General features: G+C 61.5%; 16 protein-coding genes. 15 read left to right on the top strand and 1 reads right to left on the bottom strand.

Annotated elements, in window-relative coordinates:
- The first annotated feature begins 35 nt into the window (after nt 1–35).
- The 15 genes from fabF to nagZ all read left to right on the top strand — a co-directional run bounded on the left by fabF (nt 36) and on the right by nagZ (nt 14,401).
- Nucleotides 36–1,268 carry a beta-ketoacyl-ACP synthase II gene (gene fabF, locus ACCD03_RS04565; RefSeq protein WP_045204393.1) on the top strand — a complete coding sequence of 411 codons (1,233 nt, stop codon included), beginning with the start codon at nt 36–38 and terminating at the stop codon, nt 1,266–1,268.
- A 600-nt stretch (nt 1,269–1,868) separates the two neighbouring features.
- Nucleotides 1,869–2,468: an RNA polymerase sigma factor RpoE gene (gene rpoE, locus ACCD03_RS04570; RefSeq protein WP_253536754.1), complete on the top strand. Its 600-nt coding sequence runs from the start codon at nt 1,869–1,871 to the stop codon at nt 2,466–2,468.
- A gap of 107 nt (nt 2,469–2,575) precedes the next feature.
- The gene (locus ACCD03_RS04575) at nt 2,576–3,208 is read left to right on the top strand and encodes a sigma-E factor negative regulatory protein (protein ID WP_325655027.1); all 633 of its coding nucleotides are present in this window, start codon (nt 2,576–2,578) and stop codon (nt 3,206–3,208) included.
- An 11-nt stretch (nt 3,209–3,219) separates the two neighbouring features.
- Complete coding sequence (locus tag ACCD03_RS04580; protein WP_325655026.1) at nt 3,220–4,317, top strand: MucB/RseB C-terminal domain-containing protein; 1,098 nt, start codon at nt 3,220–3,222, stop codon at nt 4,315–4,317.
- 83 nt (nt 4,318–4,400) lie between these two features.
- The gene (locus ACCD03_RS04585; RefSeq protein WP_325655025.1) at nt 4,401–5,912 is read left to right on the top strand and encodes a DegQ family serine endoprotease; all 1,512 of its coding nucleotides are present in this window, start codon (nt 4,401–4,403) and stop codon (nt 5,910–5,912) included.
- Nucleotides 5,909–6,169, top strand: coding sequence for a glutaredoxin family protein (locus tag ACCD03_RS04590; RefSeq protein WP_413410971.1), 261 nt, complete (start codon nt 5,909–5,911; stop codon nt 6,167–6,169). The genes ACCD03_RS04585 and ACCD03_RS04590 overlap by 4 nt, the downstream gene beginning before the upstream one ends.
- Nucleotides 6,170–6,400: 231 nt before the next feature.
- Nucleotides 6,401–8,200 carry a translation elongation factor 4 gene (lepA, locus tag ACCD03_RS04595; RefSeq protein WP_045204389.1) on the top strand — a complete coding sequence of 600 codons (1,800 nt, stop codon included), beginning with the start codon at nt 6,401–6,403 and terminating at the stop codon, nt 8,198–8,200.
- A gap of 30 nt (nt 8,201–8,230) precedes the next feature.
- Complete coding sequence (lepB, locus tag ACCD03_RS04600) at nt 8,231–9,124, top strand: signal peptidase I (protein ID WP_325655024.1); 894 nt, start codon at nt 8,231–8,233, stop codon at nt 9,122–9,124.
- A 62-nt stretch (nt 9,125–9,186) separates the two neighbouring features.
- Nucleotides 9,187–9,555 (top strand): DUF4845 domain-containing protein, encoded by a 369-nt coding sequence (locus tag ACCD03_RS04605; protein WP_253536760.1) that lies wholly within the window; start codon nt 9,187–9,189, stop codon nt 9,553–9,555.
- A 1-nt stretch (nt 9,556) separates the two neighbouring features.
- A complete protein-coding gene (gene rnc / locus ACCD03_RS04610) occupies nt 9,557–10,327 on the top strand; it encodes a ribonuclease III (RefSeq protein WP_024976097.1) in 771 nt (256 codons plus the stop codon).
- Between the two features lie 8 nt (nt 10,328–10,335).
- On the top strand, nt 10,336–11,274 hold the full coding sequence (gene era / locus ACCD03_RS04615) for a GTPase Era (RefSeq protein WP_325655023.1): 939 nt from the start codon (nt 10,336–10,338) through the stop codon (nt 11,272–11,274).
- A 31-nt stretch (nt 11,275–11,305) separates the two neighbouring features.
- Nucleotides 11,306–12,127: a DNA repair protein RecO gene (gene recO, locus ACCD03_RS04620; RefSeq protein ID WP_045204385.1), complete on the top strand. Its 822-nt coding sequence runs from the start codon at nt 11,306–11,308 to the stop codon at nt 12,125–12,127.
- Nucleotides 12,124–12,915 (top strand): pyridoxine 5'-phosphate synthase, encoded by a 792-nt coding sequence (gene pdxJ / locus ACCD03_RS04625; RefSeq protein ID WP_012435233.1) that lies wholly within the window; start codon nt 12,124–12,126, stop codon nt 12,913–12,915. The genes recO and pdxJ overlap by 4 nt, the downstream gene beginning before the upstream one ends.
- On the top strand, nt 12,912–13,355 hold the full coding sequence (gene acpS, locus ACCD03_RS04630) for a holo-ACP synthase (protein ID WP_325655022.1): 444 nt from the start codon (nt 12,912–12,914) through the stop codon (nt 13,353–13,355). Before pdxJ ends, acpS begins: the two co-directional genes overlap by 4 nt.
- Nucleotides 13,352–14,401 carry a beta-N-acetylhexosaminidase gene (gene nagZ, locus ACCD03_RS04635; protein ID WP_413410973.1) on the top strand — a complete coding sequence of 350 codons (1,050 nt, stop codon included), beginning with the start codon at nt 13,352–13,354 and terminating at the stop codon, nt 14,399–14,401. Before acpS ends, nagZ begins: the two co-directional genes overlap by 4 nt.
- Before the next feature lie 75 nt (nt 14,402–14,476).
- Here the strand turns inward: nagZ and efp are convergent, their stop codons facing one another.
- Nucleotides 14,477–15,046, bottom strand: a complete 570-nt coding sequence (efp, locus tag ACCD03_RS04640; RefSeq protein WP_024542043.1) for an elongation factor P — start codon at nt 15,044–15,046, stop codon at nt 14,477–14,479.
- Nucleotides 15,047–15,135 lie beyond the last annotated feature (89 nt).

Below are 15,135 nucleotides of genomic sequence, written 5' to 3' on the forward strand. Positions count from 1 at the left end.
CCTTTGTCGCTGATACAGAGTTGCAGGAAAGCATAGTGAGCCGTCGTCGCGTAGTGGTAACCGGCCTGGGGCTGGTCTCTCCGGTAGGGAACTCGGTCGCCGAGGGGTGGGCCAATCTGGTCGCCGGCAAGTCCGGGATCGCCACCGTCACCAAATTCGATCCGTCGAACCTAGCCGTGCATTTCGCGGGTGAGGTGAAGGGCTTCAACGCCGAGGATTACATCCCGGCGAAGGAAGCCCGCAACATGGATACCTTCATCCATTACGGCATCGCTGCCGGCGTGCAAGCGCTGAAGGACAGCGGGCTGGAAGTCACCGAAGCCAATGCAGAGCGCATCGGTGTGCTGGTCGGTTCTGGTATCGGCGGTCTGCCGATGATCGAAGAGACGCACCAGACCTACGTTGATCGTGGCCCGCGCCGGATTTCGCCGTTCTTTGTGCCGGGTTCGATCATCAACATGATCTCTGGCCATTTGAGCATCATGTTCGGCTTGAAGGGCCCGAACCTGGCAGTCGTCACCGCTTGCACGACGGGTCTGCACAGCATTGGCCTGGCCGCGCGCCTGATCCAGGCGGGTGATGCTGACGCGATGGTTGCCGGCGGTGCTGAATCGACTGTGTCGCCGCTGGGCATCGGCGGCTTTGCCGCAGCCCGAGCGCTGTCCACGCGCAACGAGGATCCGGCCACCGCGTCGCGCCCCTGGGACAAGGACCGTGATGGCTTCGTCCTGGGCGAGGGTGCGGGTGTGATGGTGCTGGAAGAGTACGAATCGGCCAAGGCACGCGGCGCCACGATCTACGCGGAAGTCGCGGGCTTCGGCATGAGCGGGGACGCGTTCCACATGACGGCGCCAAACATGGACGGCCCGCGTCGTTGCATGCTTAATGCACTGCGCGATGCAGGCATGAATGCGGATCAGGTCCATTACCTGAATGCGCACGGCACGTCTACGCCGCTGGGGGATAAGAACGAGTCGGAAGCCATCAAGGCGGCATTCGGTGATCACGCAAGCAAGGTCGTTGTGAATTCCACCAAATCCATGACCGGTCACTTGCTGGGTGGGGCGGGCGGTCTGGAGTCGGTGTTCACGGTTCTAGCGCTGCACAATCAGGTGTCGCCGCCGACCATCAATATCTTCAATCAGGATCCCGAGTGCGATCTCGATTACTGCGCCAACACCGCGCGTGACATGAAGATCGACGTGGCCGTGAAGAACAACTTCGGCTTCGGCGGGACGAACGGTACGCTGGTGTTCAAGCGCCCATAAGGCAGGGCGGCACGTAGCCTCAAGGCGCGTGCCGCTTCGTTTTTGCCTTGATTTTCCAGCACGTTGTCTTTCCAGCGCCGTATCGGCGATTGTGCGCGATCAGTCGATTTGGCATGGCTGCCCTTGTCTGCTCCGTTGTTTGCTGGGCGATCAAAGCGTGGGGCGCCGCATTGCCCTGGATTACATGGGGCGTCATCAGCGGGTTGGCGATGGCAGCTTGCCTTCCTTTGATGGTGAACCGTTCGCCGCTTGCGATGGAACTGATGTGGCGCGCTCGTCTCAAAGAAGACGGAGAGCCCGGCCAAGCTGTATGGCAAGTCCGATTGAAAGCGGCAGAAGCGGTCCAAAATGCGCCTCTGTTATGGTCGTGGCCGCTCGGAGAACGCATCTTGGTCCTTGGTGTCGCGCGTCGGGGGTGGTGTCCGCAGATTTTTGTGCTGATGCCGCCATGGTTTTCCGCCGGGACGCTACGTCGTATGCGAAGTCTGTTGCGCCTGGGGCCTCCGCGGGTGGCCTCCCAGGTGTCCGGTGTGTCGTAGGTAAAATACAACGTTTCCAAGTCACAAAAATTCAAGGCGATACACTGCAGGTGAAGAATCCGTGAGCGAACGCGAAGCCGACCAGATCCTCGTCGAGCGCGTCCAGCAAGGCGACAAGCGAGCGTTTGAGCTGCTGGTGGTCAAGTACCACCGGAAGATCATTCGGCTCGTCTCGCGCCTGATCCGTGACCCGGCCGAAGTCGAGGATGTGGCACAGGATGCCTTTATCAAGGCATACCGTGCGCTGCCCCAATTTCGAGGGGAATCCGCGTTCTATACGTGGCTGTATCGCATTGCCGTCAATACGGCCAAGAACTACCTAGCGACTCAGGGGCGGCGCCCTGAATCGTCCAGCGACATCGACACCGAAGAGGCTGAAACTTTTGCCGACGGTGAGCTACTAAGGGATATCAATACGCCGGACTCCATGCTGCACACCAAGCAGGTGGCCGAAACGGTCAACCGTGCAATGGAAGCGCTGCCCGAGGAATTGCGTACCGCAATCACACTCCGGGAGATCGAGGGTCTGAGCTATGAGGAAATCGCTGAAGCGATGGAGTGCCCGATCGGCACGGTCCGGTCCCGCATCTTCCGGGCGCGCGAGGCGATTGCCGAGAAATTGCGCCCCCTGCTGGGAACAGTGGGGGGCAAACGGTGGTAGCCAGCCGATATGACAAGCCGGCGGCCGCATGCGGCTGCGAACGGTGAAACCTCGGGAAGTCTTCTCTCGGATCGTTGATTGGACGTTGGAGTTTTTGGGGTCGGGAAATGGGTCAGGCTCAATTGCAAACGGCAGAAGCGGAGTTCGCACAACGCATCTCTGCCTTGATGGACGGTGAAGTCGCAGCGCACGAGGTGTCGTCTGCCGTCGAACTCGCCAAGGATGGCGAGGGCGCAGCGCATTGGCGCGAATATCAACTGATCGGCGATGTGCTTCGGTCGGAAGATTTGCTGAACACGCGTTCTTCTGAAGATTTTCTCAGCCGGTTCTCGGCCAAGCTCGACGCCGAGCCGCATCTGCTGGTGCCGGCAGTAGCGCAGCGTGCCAAAACTCAAGAAAGGCACCGCTTCCTGGTCAGTCCCGCTTGGGTCCGCCGGATCATGCCTACGACCGCCGTGGCTGCGGCGGTGGCGGCCGTTAGCTGGGTCGTTGTGCCGCAATTGCGCGGTCCTGCCGATGGCGCTGACGGCTCTCCCGCATTGGTCGCCAAAGCGACGCAAGCTACTGGCGTACAGGCGCTGACGGTGGCGGCAACTGACAATACGCCGATGATTCGTGACGCCCGTCTGGATGAATACCTGAGCGCCCACCGGCAATCAGCGACCAACGGTATGGTGGTTCCGTATCTGCGTGCAGTGGCCAATGGGGTGGCGAACACCCAGGACTCCAATCAGGAATAATGCGGGCATCCATGTCGAAGGTGTGGCACCCCGTTGCCGGGGCAGGCGCCCGCAAGCTGCAGGCCGTTCGTCGGTCGGTTTTTCTTCTTCTGTGTGTTTCGGCGCTGGCAACAGCCGCCCAGCCGCAGCCCGATCCGATGCCGCGCAAGGAGGCCGCCTCCTGGCTGGCCAAAATCCATCGCGCAGCGCTCAAGCAGAACTATGTCGGTACGCTCACGTATCAGCGTGGCACCGGCATGCATTCCACCCGCATCCAGCATTACGCTGATCTTTTCAACAACGAGTACGAGCGCGTCGAAGCGCTGGACGGCAAGCAGCGGGAAATGCTGCGCCACAATGACGTCGTTCGGAACCTGATTTACGACGTCAAACTCGTTGTGACGGAGAAGCAGGAACACAAGGACAGCTTCCCCGCGCTGCTCGCCACCACCAATGGCGATGTGCTTGATCAATACGACATGCGCCACCTGCCGGCCGAGCGCGTCGCAGGAATGGATTGTGAGGTCTTTCAGCTCGATCCGAAGGACGGCTACCGTTATGCCTACCGAATCTGGGCGGAGCGTAACAGTGGTTTGCTGATGCGCGCCCAGACCATCGGTGAAGACGGCAAGGTGCTTGAACAGGTGGCCTTCTCGCAAGTTGAGTTGGGTGTGCCGTCGGAAAAGCAGAAGATCGTCACTGCGCTCAAGAACCTGAACGGCTGGAATCAGTACGAGATCGTGACCCAGCCGACTAACCTGGCCGAGCAAGGCTGGACGATCGGCAACCCTGTCAAGGGCTTCCAGAAGATCCGTGAGGTCCGCCGTCCGCTGGGCGATATTGCGCCGGCTGGCAAGAACGGTGCCGGTTTCGAAGTCCAGCAGGTCGTGTTTAGTGACGGGTTGGCAGGGCTGTCGCTCTTTATCGAGCCTGTCTCTGAAAAGCGTACGCGCCGCGAAGGCTTTATCTCGCAGGGCGCTACCCACGTGATGGTGCGACGTGTTGCCGATTTCTGGCTGACGATCGTGGGCGAAGTCCCATTTGCTACCATCAAGCAGTTTGGCGCGGCAGTCGACTACAAGCCGGTGTCTGCCAACGCGACCAACAAGCCGGCGAGCTCGCCGCAGTAGCCACAGAGCCGGCGTCTGTCTTGGATGCGCGACGTGGTCGCGCAATGCCATTTCTCTATCTGTTCTTGTTCCCGGGAGCTTTCATGCGTACCGCTCGATCCGTTCACGCCTTGCGTCTGCTGTGCGTTGCCGCCGCTGTGGCGGTTGGGAGCGCGCTGGCGCCGGCCCACGCGCAGAACGCCACGGGTAGCGTGGCCACGGGCACGTATGGCTTGCCCGATTTTGCCGATCTGGTCGAGAAGGTGAGCCCCGCTGTCGTCAACATTCGGACGACCGAAAAGGTCCGTATGCAGCAGGGTGGTCCGAACGATGACGACATGGCCGAGTTCTTCCGCCGCTTCTTCGGTGTGCCGATGCCGGGCATGCCGGGGCAGGGCCAGAAGCGTCGCAACGCGCCGCCTCAACAGGAAGAAGAGCAAAGCCGTGGTGTTGGGTCTGGCTTCATCATCTCGGGCGATGGCTACATCCTGACCAACGCGCATGTAGTGGAAGGTGCGGAAACCATCTATGTCACGCTGATCGACAAGCGGGAGTACAAGGCCAAGCTGATCGGCTTGGACAAGCGTACCGATGTGGCTCTCGTCAAGGTCGAAGCGAGCGGTCTGCCCAGCCTGAAGCAGGGCGATTCCGACAAGGTGCGCGTGGGCGAGTGGGTGCTCGCAATCGGTTCGCCGTTTGGTCTGGACAATACGGTGACTGCTGGCATTGTGTCCGCCAAGGGGCGCGATACGGGCGATTACCTGCCGTTCATCCAATCCGACGTGGCCGTCAACCCAGGTAACTCGGGCGGCCCGCTGATCAACCTGCGCGGCGAGGTGATCGGCATCAACAACCAAATTTATAGCCAAAGCGGCGGCTACATGGGCATCTCGTTCTCGATTCCGATCGACGAGGCGATGCGTGTGGCTGAGCAGTTGAAGGCGACGGGGCGCGTGACACGTGGCCGCATCGGTGTGGCAATCGACAACGTGCCGAAGGATGCGGCTGAGTCGCTGGGTCTGGGCCGTGCGCGCGGCGCCTATGTCGGCAATGTCGAATCGGGCGGTCCGGCGGACAAGGCCGGCATTGAGGCCGGTGACATCGTTTTGAAGTACAACGGCCGCGATGTCGAGAAGGCGGGTGACCTGCAGCGCCAAGTCGGCGAAACCAAGCCGGGCACGCGCGCTACTGTGCAGGTCTGGCGCAAGGGCGCAACGCGTGATCTGACCGTGACGGTCGCTGAGTTGCAGGCCGATACCAAAGTGGCGCAGCGCACCAAGGGCGCGCAGCCTGATAACAGCCAGCAGGGTCCGGGGAAGCCGAATGCGCTGGGACTGGTAGTGGCCGACTTGTCTGACAGCGCGCGTCGCGAGTTCAAGACGAAGAGCGGCGTTGAAGTACAGGTCTCTGAAGGGCCGGCGGCGCGTGTTGGCATTCGACCGGGTGACCTGATTCTGCGCGTCGGTGATACCGATGTGTCCAGCGCCAAGCAGTTCAACGAGGTGGTCGCCAAGCTCGACAAAAACCGCATGGTTGCGGTGTTTGTGCGCCGTGGCGATGCGACCCAGGTGGTGACACTGCGCCCGAGCGCGGCCCGTTCAGGTAGCGGCCAGTGATCGAGCTGACGCTCTACGGACGCTCGTACTGCCATCTGTGCGACGACATGAAGAACGCGCTGGAGCCGCTCCGGCGCAGTTTTTCTTTTGTGCTGCACGAAGTGGACGTTGACAGCGATCCGGCGCAGGAAGCGCGGTTTGACGAGTTGGTCCCCGTGCTGATGACGGGTGCCCCAGATACACCGCCCGAAGACGCACGTGAGCTGTGTCACTACTTTCTCGATGTGCCTGCCGTGCAGGCGTGGCTCGCAGCGTAGACGGCGCTCAACTGACGCAACGCCGCTGCCGCAAAAAGAGGCGCGGGAAGCCCTCTGAAATCCGGTAAAATCGCCTGTTAGCGCCGATTTTTGCATTGCACGATTTTTGTGCCGCAACCTCGGCTTGGAATCCAATACCTCCCGCCGGCGCAGCCAACGCGCGTCGGCCATGCCGGAACCGCTCGCGCTCCCGGCAGACGCGCCCGGGATGGGCGCTTTTCGACGCATTCGATGGACAATATCCGCAATTTCTCGATCATCGCCCACATCGACCACGGCAAATCGACGCTGGCCGATCGCATCATCCAGTTGTGTGGCGGGCTCTCCGACCGCGAGATGGAAGCCCAAGTACTGGACTCGATGGACATCGAGAAGGAACGTGGCATTACCATCAAGGCGCAGACCGCCGCGTTGTCCTATAAGGCACGGGACGGCAAGGTCTATAACCTCAACCTGATCGACACCCCGGGACACGTCGACTTCAGCTACGAAGTCAGCCGCTCGCTATCCGCGTGCGAAGGTGCTCTGCTGGTGGTCGATGCTTCCCAAGGTGTGGAGGCGCAAACCGTTGCCAACTGTTACACCGCCATCGAGCTGGGTGTGGAAGTGGTGCCGGTGCTCAACAAAATCGACTTGCCTGCGGCCGATCCGGACAACGCGATCCAGGAAATCGAAGACGTGATCGGCATCGACGCGACCGACGCGACGCGCTGCTCCGCCAAGACCGGCGTAGGCGTGGCCGACGTACTGGAAGCGCTGATTGCCAAGGTGCCGGCGCCCAAGGGTGACCCGGCTGCGCCGCTGCAAGCGCTGATCATCGACTCGTGGTTCGATAACTATGTCGGCGTGGTGATGCTGGTGCGCGTGGTGAACGGCACGCTGCGCGCCAAAGATAAAATCCTGCTGATGGCAACCGGTGCGCAGCACTTGGTGGAACAGGTGGGCGTGTTCTCGCCGAAGTCGGTGCCGCGCGAATCGCTGTCCGCGGGGCAGGTGGGCTTTGTCATCGCCGGCATCAAGGAACTGAAGGCCGCCAAGGTAGGTGACACCATCACCCACGTTGCACCGCGCAAGGCCGAGGCGCCGCTGCCGGGCTTCAAGGAGGTCAAGCCGCAGGTGTTTGCCGGCCTGTATCCAGTGGAAGCCAACCAGTACGAAGCGCTGCGCGAATCGCTGGAAAAGCTCAAGCTCAACGACGCGTCGCTGCAGTACGAGCCGGAAGTGTCGCAGGCGCTGGGCTTCGGCTTCCGTTGCGGCTTCCTTGGCCTGTTGCACATGGAGATCGTGCAGGAGCGCCTGGAGCGCGAGTTCGACATGGATCTGATCACCACCGCGCCCACGGTGGTCTATCAGGTGCAACTGCGTGACGGGACGATGGTGCAGGTGGAAAACCCTGCCAAGATGCCCGCGGACCCGAGCAAGATCGAGGCGATTCTCGAGCCGATCGTCACGGTCAATCTGTACATGCCGCAGGATTACGTGGGTGCCGTGATTACGCTGTGCGAGCAGAAGCGCGGCTCGCAGATCAACATGAGCTACCACGGCCGCCAGGTCCAGCTGACGTACGAGATCCCGATGGGCGAGATCGTGCTGGACTTCTTCGACCGGCTGAAATCCGTTTCGCGCGGCTATGCGTCGATGGATTACGAGTTCAAGGAATACCGCGTGTCGGACGTGGTCAAGGTCGACATCCTGATCAACGGCGACAAGGTCGATGCGCTATCCATCATCGTCCACCGTTCGAATGCCACATATCGCGGCCGTGAAGTGGCCGCCAAGATGCGCGAGATCATTCCGCGCCAGATGTACGACGTGGCGATCCAGGCAGCCATTGGCGCCAACGTGATCGCCCGCGAAAACGTCAAGGCACTGCGCAAGAATGTGCTGGCCAAGTGCTACGGTGGTGATATCTCGCGCAAGAAGAAGCTCCTCGAAAAGCAGAAAGAGGGCAAGAAGCGCATGAAGCAGGTTGGTACCGTTGAAATTCCGCAAGAGGCCTTCTTGGCCATCCTGCGCGTCGAAGAAAAATAATCCAGACATCGCTCGGACGATCTCTTATCCATGAACTTCGCCCTGATTCTGTTTGTTCTCGTCGTCCTCACCGGTATTGCGTGGGTGGCTGACAAGCTCGTGTTCCAGCGCCAGCGTCAGGTGGCTGCGGCCGCGGCACTGGCTGAATTCGACGCGCGCGCGCAGGTGCAAGCGCAGTACGGCGGCGGTGGCGACATCGGTGCCGCGCGTTTGCAACTGGCCGAAGACAAGCTACGCCAGCCCTGGTGGCTGGAGTACACCGCCAGTTTCTTCCCGGTCATCGCCGCAGTGTTCCTGCTGCGCTCGTTCGTGATCGAGCCGTTCAAGATTCCGTCGGGCTCGATGATTCCCACGCTGCAGATCGGGGATTTCATCCTCGTCAACAAGTACACGTATGGCATTCGTTTGCCGATCGTGAACAAGAAGATCGTCGAGCTGAACCAACCGCAACGCGGCGACGTGATGGTCTTCCGCTATCCGAAAGACGAGTCGATGGATTACATCAAACGAGTGATCGGCGTGCCCGGCGACGTGGTGAAGTACGACAACAAGCGCCTGACCGTGAACGGCCAGCCGGCGACCTACGCACCGCAGTCCGATTACCTCGATGGCGAGCGCTTGACGTACTCGAAGCAGTATCAGGAGACGCTCGGCAACGTCACGCACAACATCCTGAACGACGCCGACCGCCCGGCTTATGTCTCCGGTCCGGACGATTTTCCGTTCCGCGAGAACTGCACTTACAATCAGACCGGCTTCACCTGCAAGGTACCTGCAGGTCACTATTTCATGATGGGCGATAATCGCGACAACAGCGCGGACTCCCGTTACTGGGGTTTCGTACCGGACAAGAACATCGTCGGGAAAGCGTTCTTCATCTGGATGAATCTGGGTGACCTGAAGCGGATCGGTGCTTTCCACTGATCCGAAAAGTGACGCAAAAATCTCTTATGAAAACTCGGCGACTGCAAAACGGGGGAAATGCAATGCGAATTCGTCAGGCCGGTCTGAAACGCCCGTCGCGCGGGATTACGATGTTTGGCATCCTGATCGGCATCATTGTCCTGATCACGTTTGTGCTGCCGGCTATTCGGTCCGTCCCAAGCCTGATGGAATATCAAGCCATCACGCGTGCAGTGAAGCAGGCGCGTGAGCGTGCAAGCACGCGCGAAGAAGTGGCCAACGCCTTTGACAAGCAAGCCGCGATCGACGACATCACGTCGATCAAAGGTGAAGATCTCGAAGTGCTGGACGCCAGTGGGTCCATCCAGGCGGTGCGTTTCTCGTACAAGCGAGAGATCCCGTTATATGGCCCCATCGGCTTGGTGATCACCTATTCGGGGACCCAGCGTTGACATGAGTTTGGATGCATTACAGCAACGTCTTGGCTACCGCTTCAGCAAACCGGAGTTGCTGCAGCAGGCGCTCACCCATCGCAGCCACAGCGCGATGCACAACGAGCGCCTGGAATTTCTTGGCGATTCAATCCTGAATTGCGCTGTCGCCGACATGCTCTACGGCATGTTCGGCAAGCTGGACGAGGGTGATCTTTCGCGTGTACGGGCCAATCTGGTCAAGCAGCAGGCGCTGTACGAGATTGCGCAGATGTTGCTGTTGCCCGATGCCCTGCGTTTGGGCGAAGGCGAATTGAAAAGCGGTGGTTTCCGCCGGCCTTCCATCCTGGCTGATGCGCTGGAGGCGATTTTCGGGGCGGTGTTCCTCGACGGCGGCTTCGACGCTGCCCGCACGCTGATCCGCAAGCTTTATATCCCGATCCTTGAACAGGTCGACCCGCGCACGCTGGGCAAGGACGCCAAGACGCTGTTGCAGGAGTACCTCCAAGGTCACAAGATTGCGTTGCCGCTGTACACGGTGGTTGCCACTCACGGCGCGGCGCATAATCAGCAATTCGAGGTCGAGTGCTCGATTCCGAAGCTGGAGATTCGCGTCTCCGGCAGCGGGGCATCGCGGCGCGCGGCCGAACAATCGGCGGCCAAGCTGGCCTTGGATGAAGCGCATCGCCTGGTGCCGCAGCTCGTCAAGCGCAGCCGCGCCGAGCGCACCGGCAAGACGCGCAAGCAAGCTACGCCGCCCGATCCGCAGTTGTCTCTCAGGTTGAAGGAATAATCAGGTAAATGAGCGACACCCCATTGCAGCCTTCGCAGCCAGAATCTGGTGTGCCGGAGGGGTTCCGCTGCGGCATGGTCGCCATTGTTGGGCGGCCGAACGTCGGCAAATCAACTCTGATGAACGCCCTGGTGGGCCAGAAAGTCAGCATCACATCGCGCAAGGCGCAGACCACGCGCCACCGCATCACCGGCATTCAGACGACGGATGACGCTCAGTTTGTCTTCGTCGATACGCCTGGCTTTCAGACGCGTCACGCCACGGCGCTGAACCGCTCGCTGAACCGGGCAGTCACCTCCACGCTCACGTCGGTGGATGCCGTGTTGTTCGTGGTTGAAGCGGGCCGCTATGGCCCCGACGACGAGAAGGTGCTCTCGCTGCTGCCGCGTGAAACGCCCGTGATCCTGATCGTCAACAAGGTTGACCGGCTCGACGCGTACACGCGCGCCGAGATGGTCGCCGTGTTCCTGCAGGACATGGCACAGGTGTTTCCGTTTGCCGAAATCGTGCCGATGTCGGCCAAGAACCGTGACGATATCGACCGCTTGCTCGGCATCGTGCGCCCGTACCTGCCGGAAGGCGAGCCGATGTACGACCCGGAAGCGCTGACCGATCGCAGCGAGCGCTTCCTGGCCGCCGAGATCGTTCGCGAGAAGGTCTTCCGCTGGACTGGCGACGAGTTGCCGTATTCCAGCACCGTCATCGTCGACAAGTTCGAGACCGAAGGCCGCCTGCGCCGCGTATTCGTGACCATCTTGGTTGACCGTGACGCGCACAAGGCGATGATCATTGGCGCGAAGGGTGCCAAGCTCAAGCAGATCTCCACTGAAGCCCGCATGGACATGGAAAAACTGTTCGACGGCAAGGTGTATCTGGAGGTCTGGATCAAGGTCAAGAGCGGTTGGGCCGACAACGAAGCCGGCCTGCGCGCCTACGGCTACGAGTAACCGCCCAGCCGGGCCACTCCACACACGCTTGATGGCGGGACGATCCGATCCGATTCCGGACGAAGCCGCGGAATGGCTCGCCGAGGAAAGCGTAGCCGGCGCCGCGCCGCGCAAGAGCTTTCCTGCAGGGCGTTCCGAAACGCGCGTTGCAGCGCAGCCGGCCTTCGTGCTGCACAGTTACCCGTATCGGGAAACCAGCCTCATCATCGACGTCTTCACGCCGGACTATGGGCGCATGGCCCTGGTGGCCAAGGGCGCCAAGCGGCCGCATTCGGCCCTGCGCGCGGTGCTGCAAACGTTCCAGCCGCTGTCGCTTTCCTGGAGCGGGCGAGGGGATGTGCGCACGCTGACCCGTGCCGAGTGGGTGGGCGGCATGCTGCCTCTGGGCGGGGAGGGGCTGCTTTCCGGCTTCTATCTGAACGAACTGCTCGTCAAGTTCGTTGCCCGCGAAGACGGCCACCCAGTACTTTTCGCGCATTACGTCGAAACGCTCAACAAGCTGGCTCATGGTGAACCTGCCGCCTTCACGCTGCGCGCGTTCGAACGTGTGCTGCTACGTGAGACTGGCTTCGCTGCACGGCTCGACCGCTGCATCGACGGTGAGCCGGTGCAAGCCGACGCCGAGTATGTCTATCACCCGGAGCGCGGCATCCGGCGGACACTGCCGAGCGATCCATCGTCCTGGCCCGTTTTGCGGGGCCAGACGCTGATCGACATGGAGCACGACGATTACGCCTCACGCCCAACGACCGCGCAGCAAAGCCGCAGCCTGATGCGTTTCCTGCTGCATTATCATTTGCATGGCACGCCGCTTTCGACGCGCCAGATCCTGATCGACTTGCAGAAACTATGATCTTTCATGCCTCGCCGGGAATCATCGACCTGGGCATCAACATCGACCACGTCGCCACGCTGCGCAACGCGCGCGGCACCACTTACCCGGATCCGATCGCCGCGGCGCTGCTGGCTGAAGAAGCCGGCGCCGACCTTATCACCCTGCACCTGCGCGAAGATCGTCGCCACATCAAGGACGCCGATGTGCGCGCGCTGCGGCCGCAACTGCGCACGCGCATGAATCTGGAGTGCGCGGTCACGCAGGAGATGCTCGACATCGCGTGCGACATCGGCCCGCAGGATGTTTGCCTTGTGCCCGAGCGCCGTCAGGAAGTCACCACCGAAGGCGGCCTGGACGTTGTGGGCGGTTTTGCCAAGGTGCAGGCTGCTTGCAAGCAACTGGCCGATGCGGGCATCCGCGTGTCGCTGTTCATCGATCCGGATGCGGCGCAGATCGAGGCGGCCGCCGCCGCCGGCGCTCCGGTCATCGAACTGCACACGGGCCGCTATGCCGAAGCGACCGACGATGCCGAATTGCGGGCTGAACTCGTTCGCATTGAAACCGCGGTGGAGGAGGGAATCCGCTGGGGCGTGCGCGTGAACGCCGGCCACGGCCTCCACTACACGAACGTGCAGCCGATTGCGGCCATCGCCGGCATTCACGAACTCAACATTGGCCACGCCGTCGTTGCGCATGCGGTGTTTGCCGGGTGGCAGAACGCGGTGCGCGAGATGAAGGCGATCATGGTCGCGGCCCGGCTGTCGTCAACCACGCCGGCGGCTGCACATCCGGGCGTGCCTGTATGAATGAACGGCCCGCAGCCGCCTCGGTGTCCGGTGCGATTTACGGCATCGGCACCGACATCATCCAGATCGAGCGCGTCGAAGGCGTGATGCAGCGGACCAACGGCCGCTTTGCCGAAAAGGTGCTGGGCCCCGAGGAGATGCGTGTCTACCATGCCCGCAAGGCGCGCTCAGAGCGCCGTGGTCTCGCGTTTCTTGCCACGCGTTTTGCCGCCAAGGAAGCCGTGTCCAAGGCCATCGGCCTTGGCATGCGCTGGCCGATGACGTGGCGGGCGGTACAGACGCTGAACTTGCCATCCGGCCAGCCAGTCGTGCGCTATAGCGGTGAACTGGCCGACTGGATTGCGCAGCACGGCCTTCATATCCAGATCAGTGTGACGGACGAACGAGACTATGCGGTCGCCTTCGCCGTCGCCGAGTTGCAAACGAAATCCTCCGCATGACTCAAACCAAGAAGCAGAAGTACCCCGGCCCGATCGTTCTGGATGTTGCCGGCCTGGAACTCGGCCCCGACGATGTTCGACGCATTGCCCATCCGTTGACGGGTGGCGTGATCCTGTTTGCGCGCAACTTTGAATCGCGCGCGCAATTGACCGCGCTTACGCAGGCCATTCGCGCGATTCGCAACGACGTGCTGATTTGCATCGACCACGAAGGCGGCCGCGTGCAGCGCGCCAAGACCGACGGCTTCACGCACCTGCCCGCCATGGGCGCGCTGGGCAAGCTCTGGGACACCGACGTGCTGGCCGCCACGGGCGCTGCTACGGCTTGCGGCTACGTGCTGGCCGCCGAACTGCGCGCGTGCGATATCGACCTCAGCTTCACGCCCGTGCTCGATCTCGACTATGGCAGCAGCAGCGTGATCGGCGATCGCGCGTTCCATCGCGACCCGCGTGTGGTAACGATGCTCGCCAACCACCTGACGCTGGGCCTGCGCCTGGCTGGCATGTCCAACTGCGGCAAGCATTTCCCCGGCCACGGCTACGTCCAGGCTGATTCGCACATCGCCGTGCCGGTGGACGAGCGTCCGCTGGAGGCCATCCTCGCTGACGACGCGCAGCCCTATGGGTGGATGGGAATTGGCCTGCAGTCGGTGATGCCGGCGCACGTGATTTACTCGGCCGTCGATCCGAATCCGGCGGGCTTCTCTCGCTTTTGGTTGCAGGACATGCTGCGCGCGCACTTCAACTTCGACGGCGTGATCTTCAGCGATGACCTAAGCATGGAAGGCGCGAGCGTTGCCGGCACGGTCGTCGACGGTGCGCGAGCGGCGCTCACGGCCGGCTGCGACATGGTGCTGATCTGCAATGCGTCGGAAAAGGCCGATCAACTGCTCGGCGAATTGGATGTGCCGATGGGCAAGGCGTCGCAGCGGCGCGTGCGGCGGTTGTTTGGTGGTCGCGCCGTGAAGGACTGGGCGAAGCTGCAGCAGCAATCGGCTTACAAGCAGGCGCTGCGTATGTTGCGCGAGGCGAAACTCATCAAGTAGCCTCGAAACGCCAAGAAGTCTGCTCGAAAAAGAAAAGGCTCCCAAGGGAGCCTTTCTTCTTGCTGCGACGCCAGCTTACTTGGCGCGGCTGCGGTACTCGTCGGTACGCGTGTCGATTTCGATCTTCTCGCCGATGTTGCAGAACAGCGGGACCATGATCGTGAATTCTTCGTTGTCGTTGATGCGAGCCGCCTTCAGAACCTTGCCCGACGACGTGTCGCCCTTGACGGCCGGTTCGGTGTAGACGATTTCGCGGACAACCGTCGTCGGCAGTTCCACCGAGATGGCGTTCTCGTTGTAGAACGTCACTTCGACCTTCATGCCGTCTTGCAGGTAGTTCAGCGCGCTGCCCATGGCGGCGGGCTCAACGTTGTACTGCTCGTACGTGACCGGATCCATGAACACGTACATCGTGCCGTCGAAGTAGGAGTACTCGGCTTCCTTCTTCTCCAGGATGACTTGGTCCATCTTGTCGTCGGCGTTGAACACCGACTCGCCGCCTGCGCCCGTCAGCAGGTTCTTGTACTTCATTTTGACGACGGCGCCCGAACGGCCCGAACGGCTGTACTCGGTCTTGAGAACGACCATTGCGTCGTTGCCGATCATGAACACGTTGCCAGCGCGGAGTTCCTGCGCGATTTTCAAAGCCATTTCACATTTCCTGAGAGTAAGAGGGTTCGATGCGCGCCAAGCAACGAAGCACCGCGCGATACCCTCCGGGCCGCGCGAACCAG

It is taken from the genome of Ralstonia sp. Ralssp135, assembly GCF_047304345.1.
Taxonomy (GTDB): Bacteria; Pseudomonadota; Gammaproteobacteria; order Burkholderiales; family Burkholderiaceae; genus Ralstonia; species Ralstonia chuxiongensis.

Bases quoted from the DNA above. Each gene is read 5' to 3' on its own strand.
- pdxJ (WP_012435233.1), top strand. From the start codon at position 12,124: ATGATCTTTCATGCCTCGCCGGGAATCATCGACCTGGGCATCAACATC.
- ACCD03_RS04580 (WP_325655026.1), top strand. From the start codon at position 3,220: ATGTCGAAGGTGTGGCACCCCGTTGCCGGGGCAGGCGCCCGCAAGCTG.
- ACCD03_RS04605 (WP_253536760.1), top strand. From the start codon at position 9,187: ATGCGAATTCGTCAGGCCGGTCTGAAACGCCCGTCGCGCGGGATTACG.
- rnc (WP_024976097.1), top strand. From the start codon at position 9,557: ATGAGTTTGGATGCATTACAGCAACGTCTTGGCTACCGCTTCAGCAAA.
- recO (WP_045204385.1), top strand. From the start codon at position 11,306: ATGGCGGGACGATCCGATCCGATTCCGGACGAAGCCGCGGAATGGCTC.
- era (WP_325655023.1), top strand. From the start codon at position 10,336: ATGAGCGACACCCCATTGCAGCCTTCGCAGCCAGAATCTGGTGTGCCG.
- lepB (WP_325655024.1), top strand. From the start codon at position 8,231: ATGAACTTCGCCCTGATTCTGTTTGTTCTCGTCGTCCTCACCGGTATT.
- lepA (WP_045204389.1), top strand. From the start codon at position 6,401: ATGGACAATATCCGCAATTTCTCGATCATCGCCCACATCGACCACGGC.
- ACCD03_RS04575 (WP_325655027.1), top strand. From the start codon at position 2,576: ATGGGTCAGGCTCAATTGCAAACGGCAGAAGCGGAGTTCGCACAACGC.
- acpS (WP_325655022.1), top strand. From the start codon at position 12,912: ATGAATGAACGGCCCGCAGCCGCCTCGGTGTCCGGTGCGATTTACGGC.
- ACCD03_RS04585 (WP_325655025.1), top strand. From the start codon at position 4,401: ATGCGTACCGCTCGATCCGTTCACGCCTTGCGTCTGCTGTGCGTTGCC.
- nagZ (WP_413410973.1), top strand. From the start codon at position 13,352: ATGACTCAAACCAAGAAGCAGAAGTACCCCGGCCCGATCGTTCTGGAT.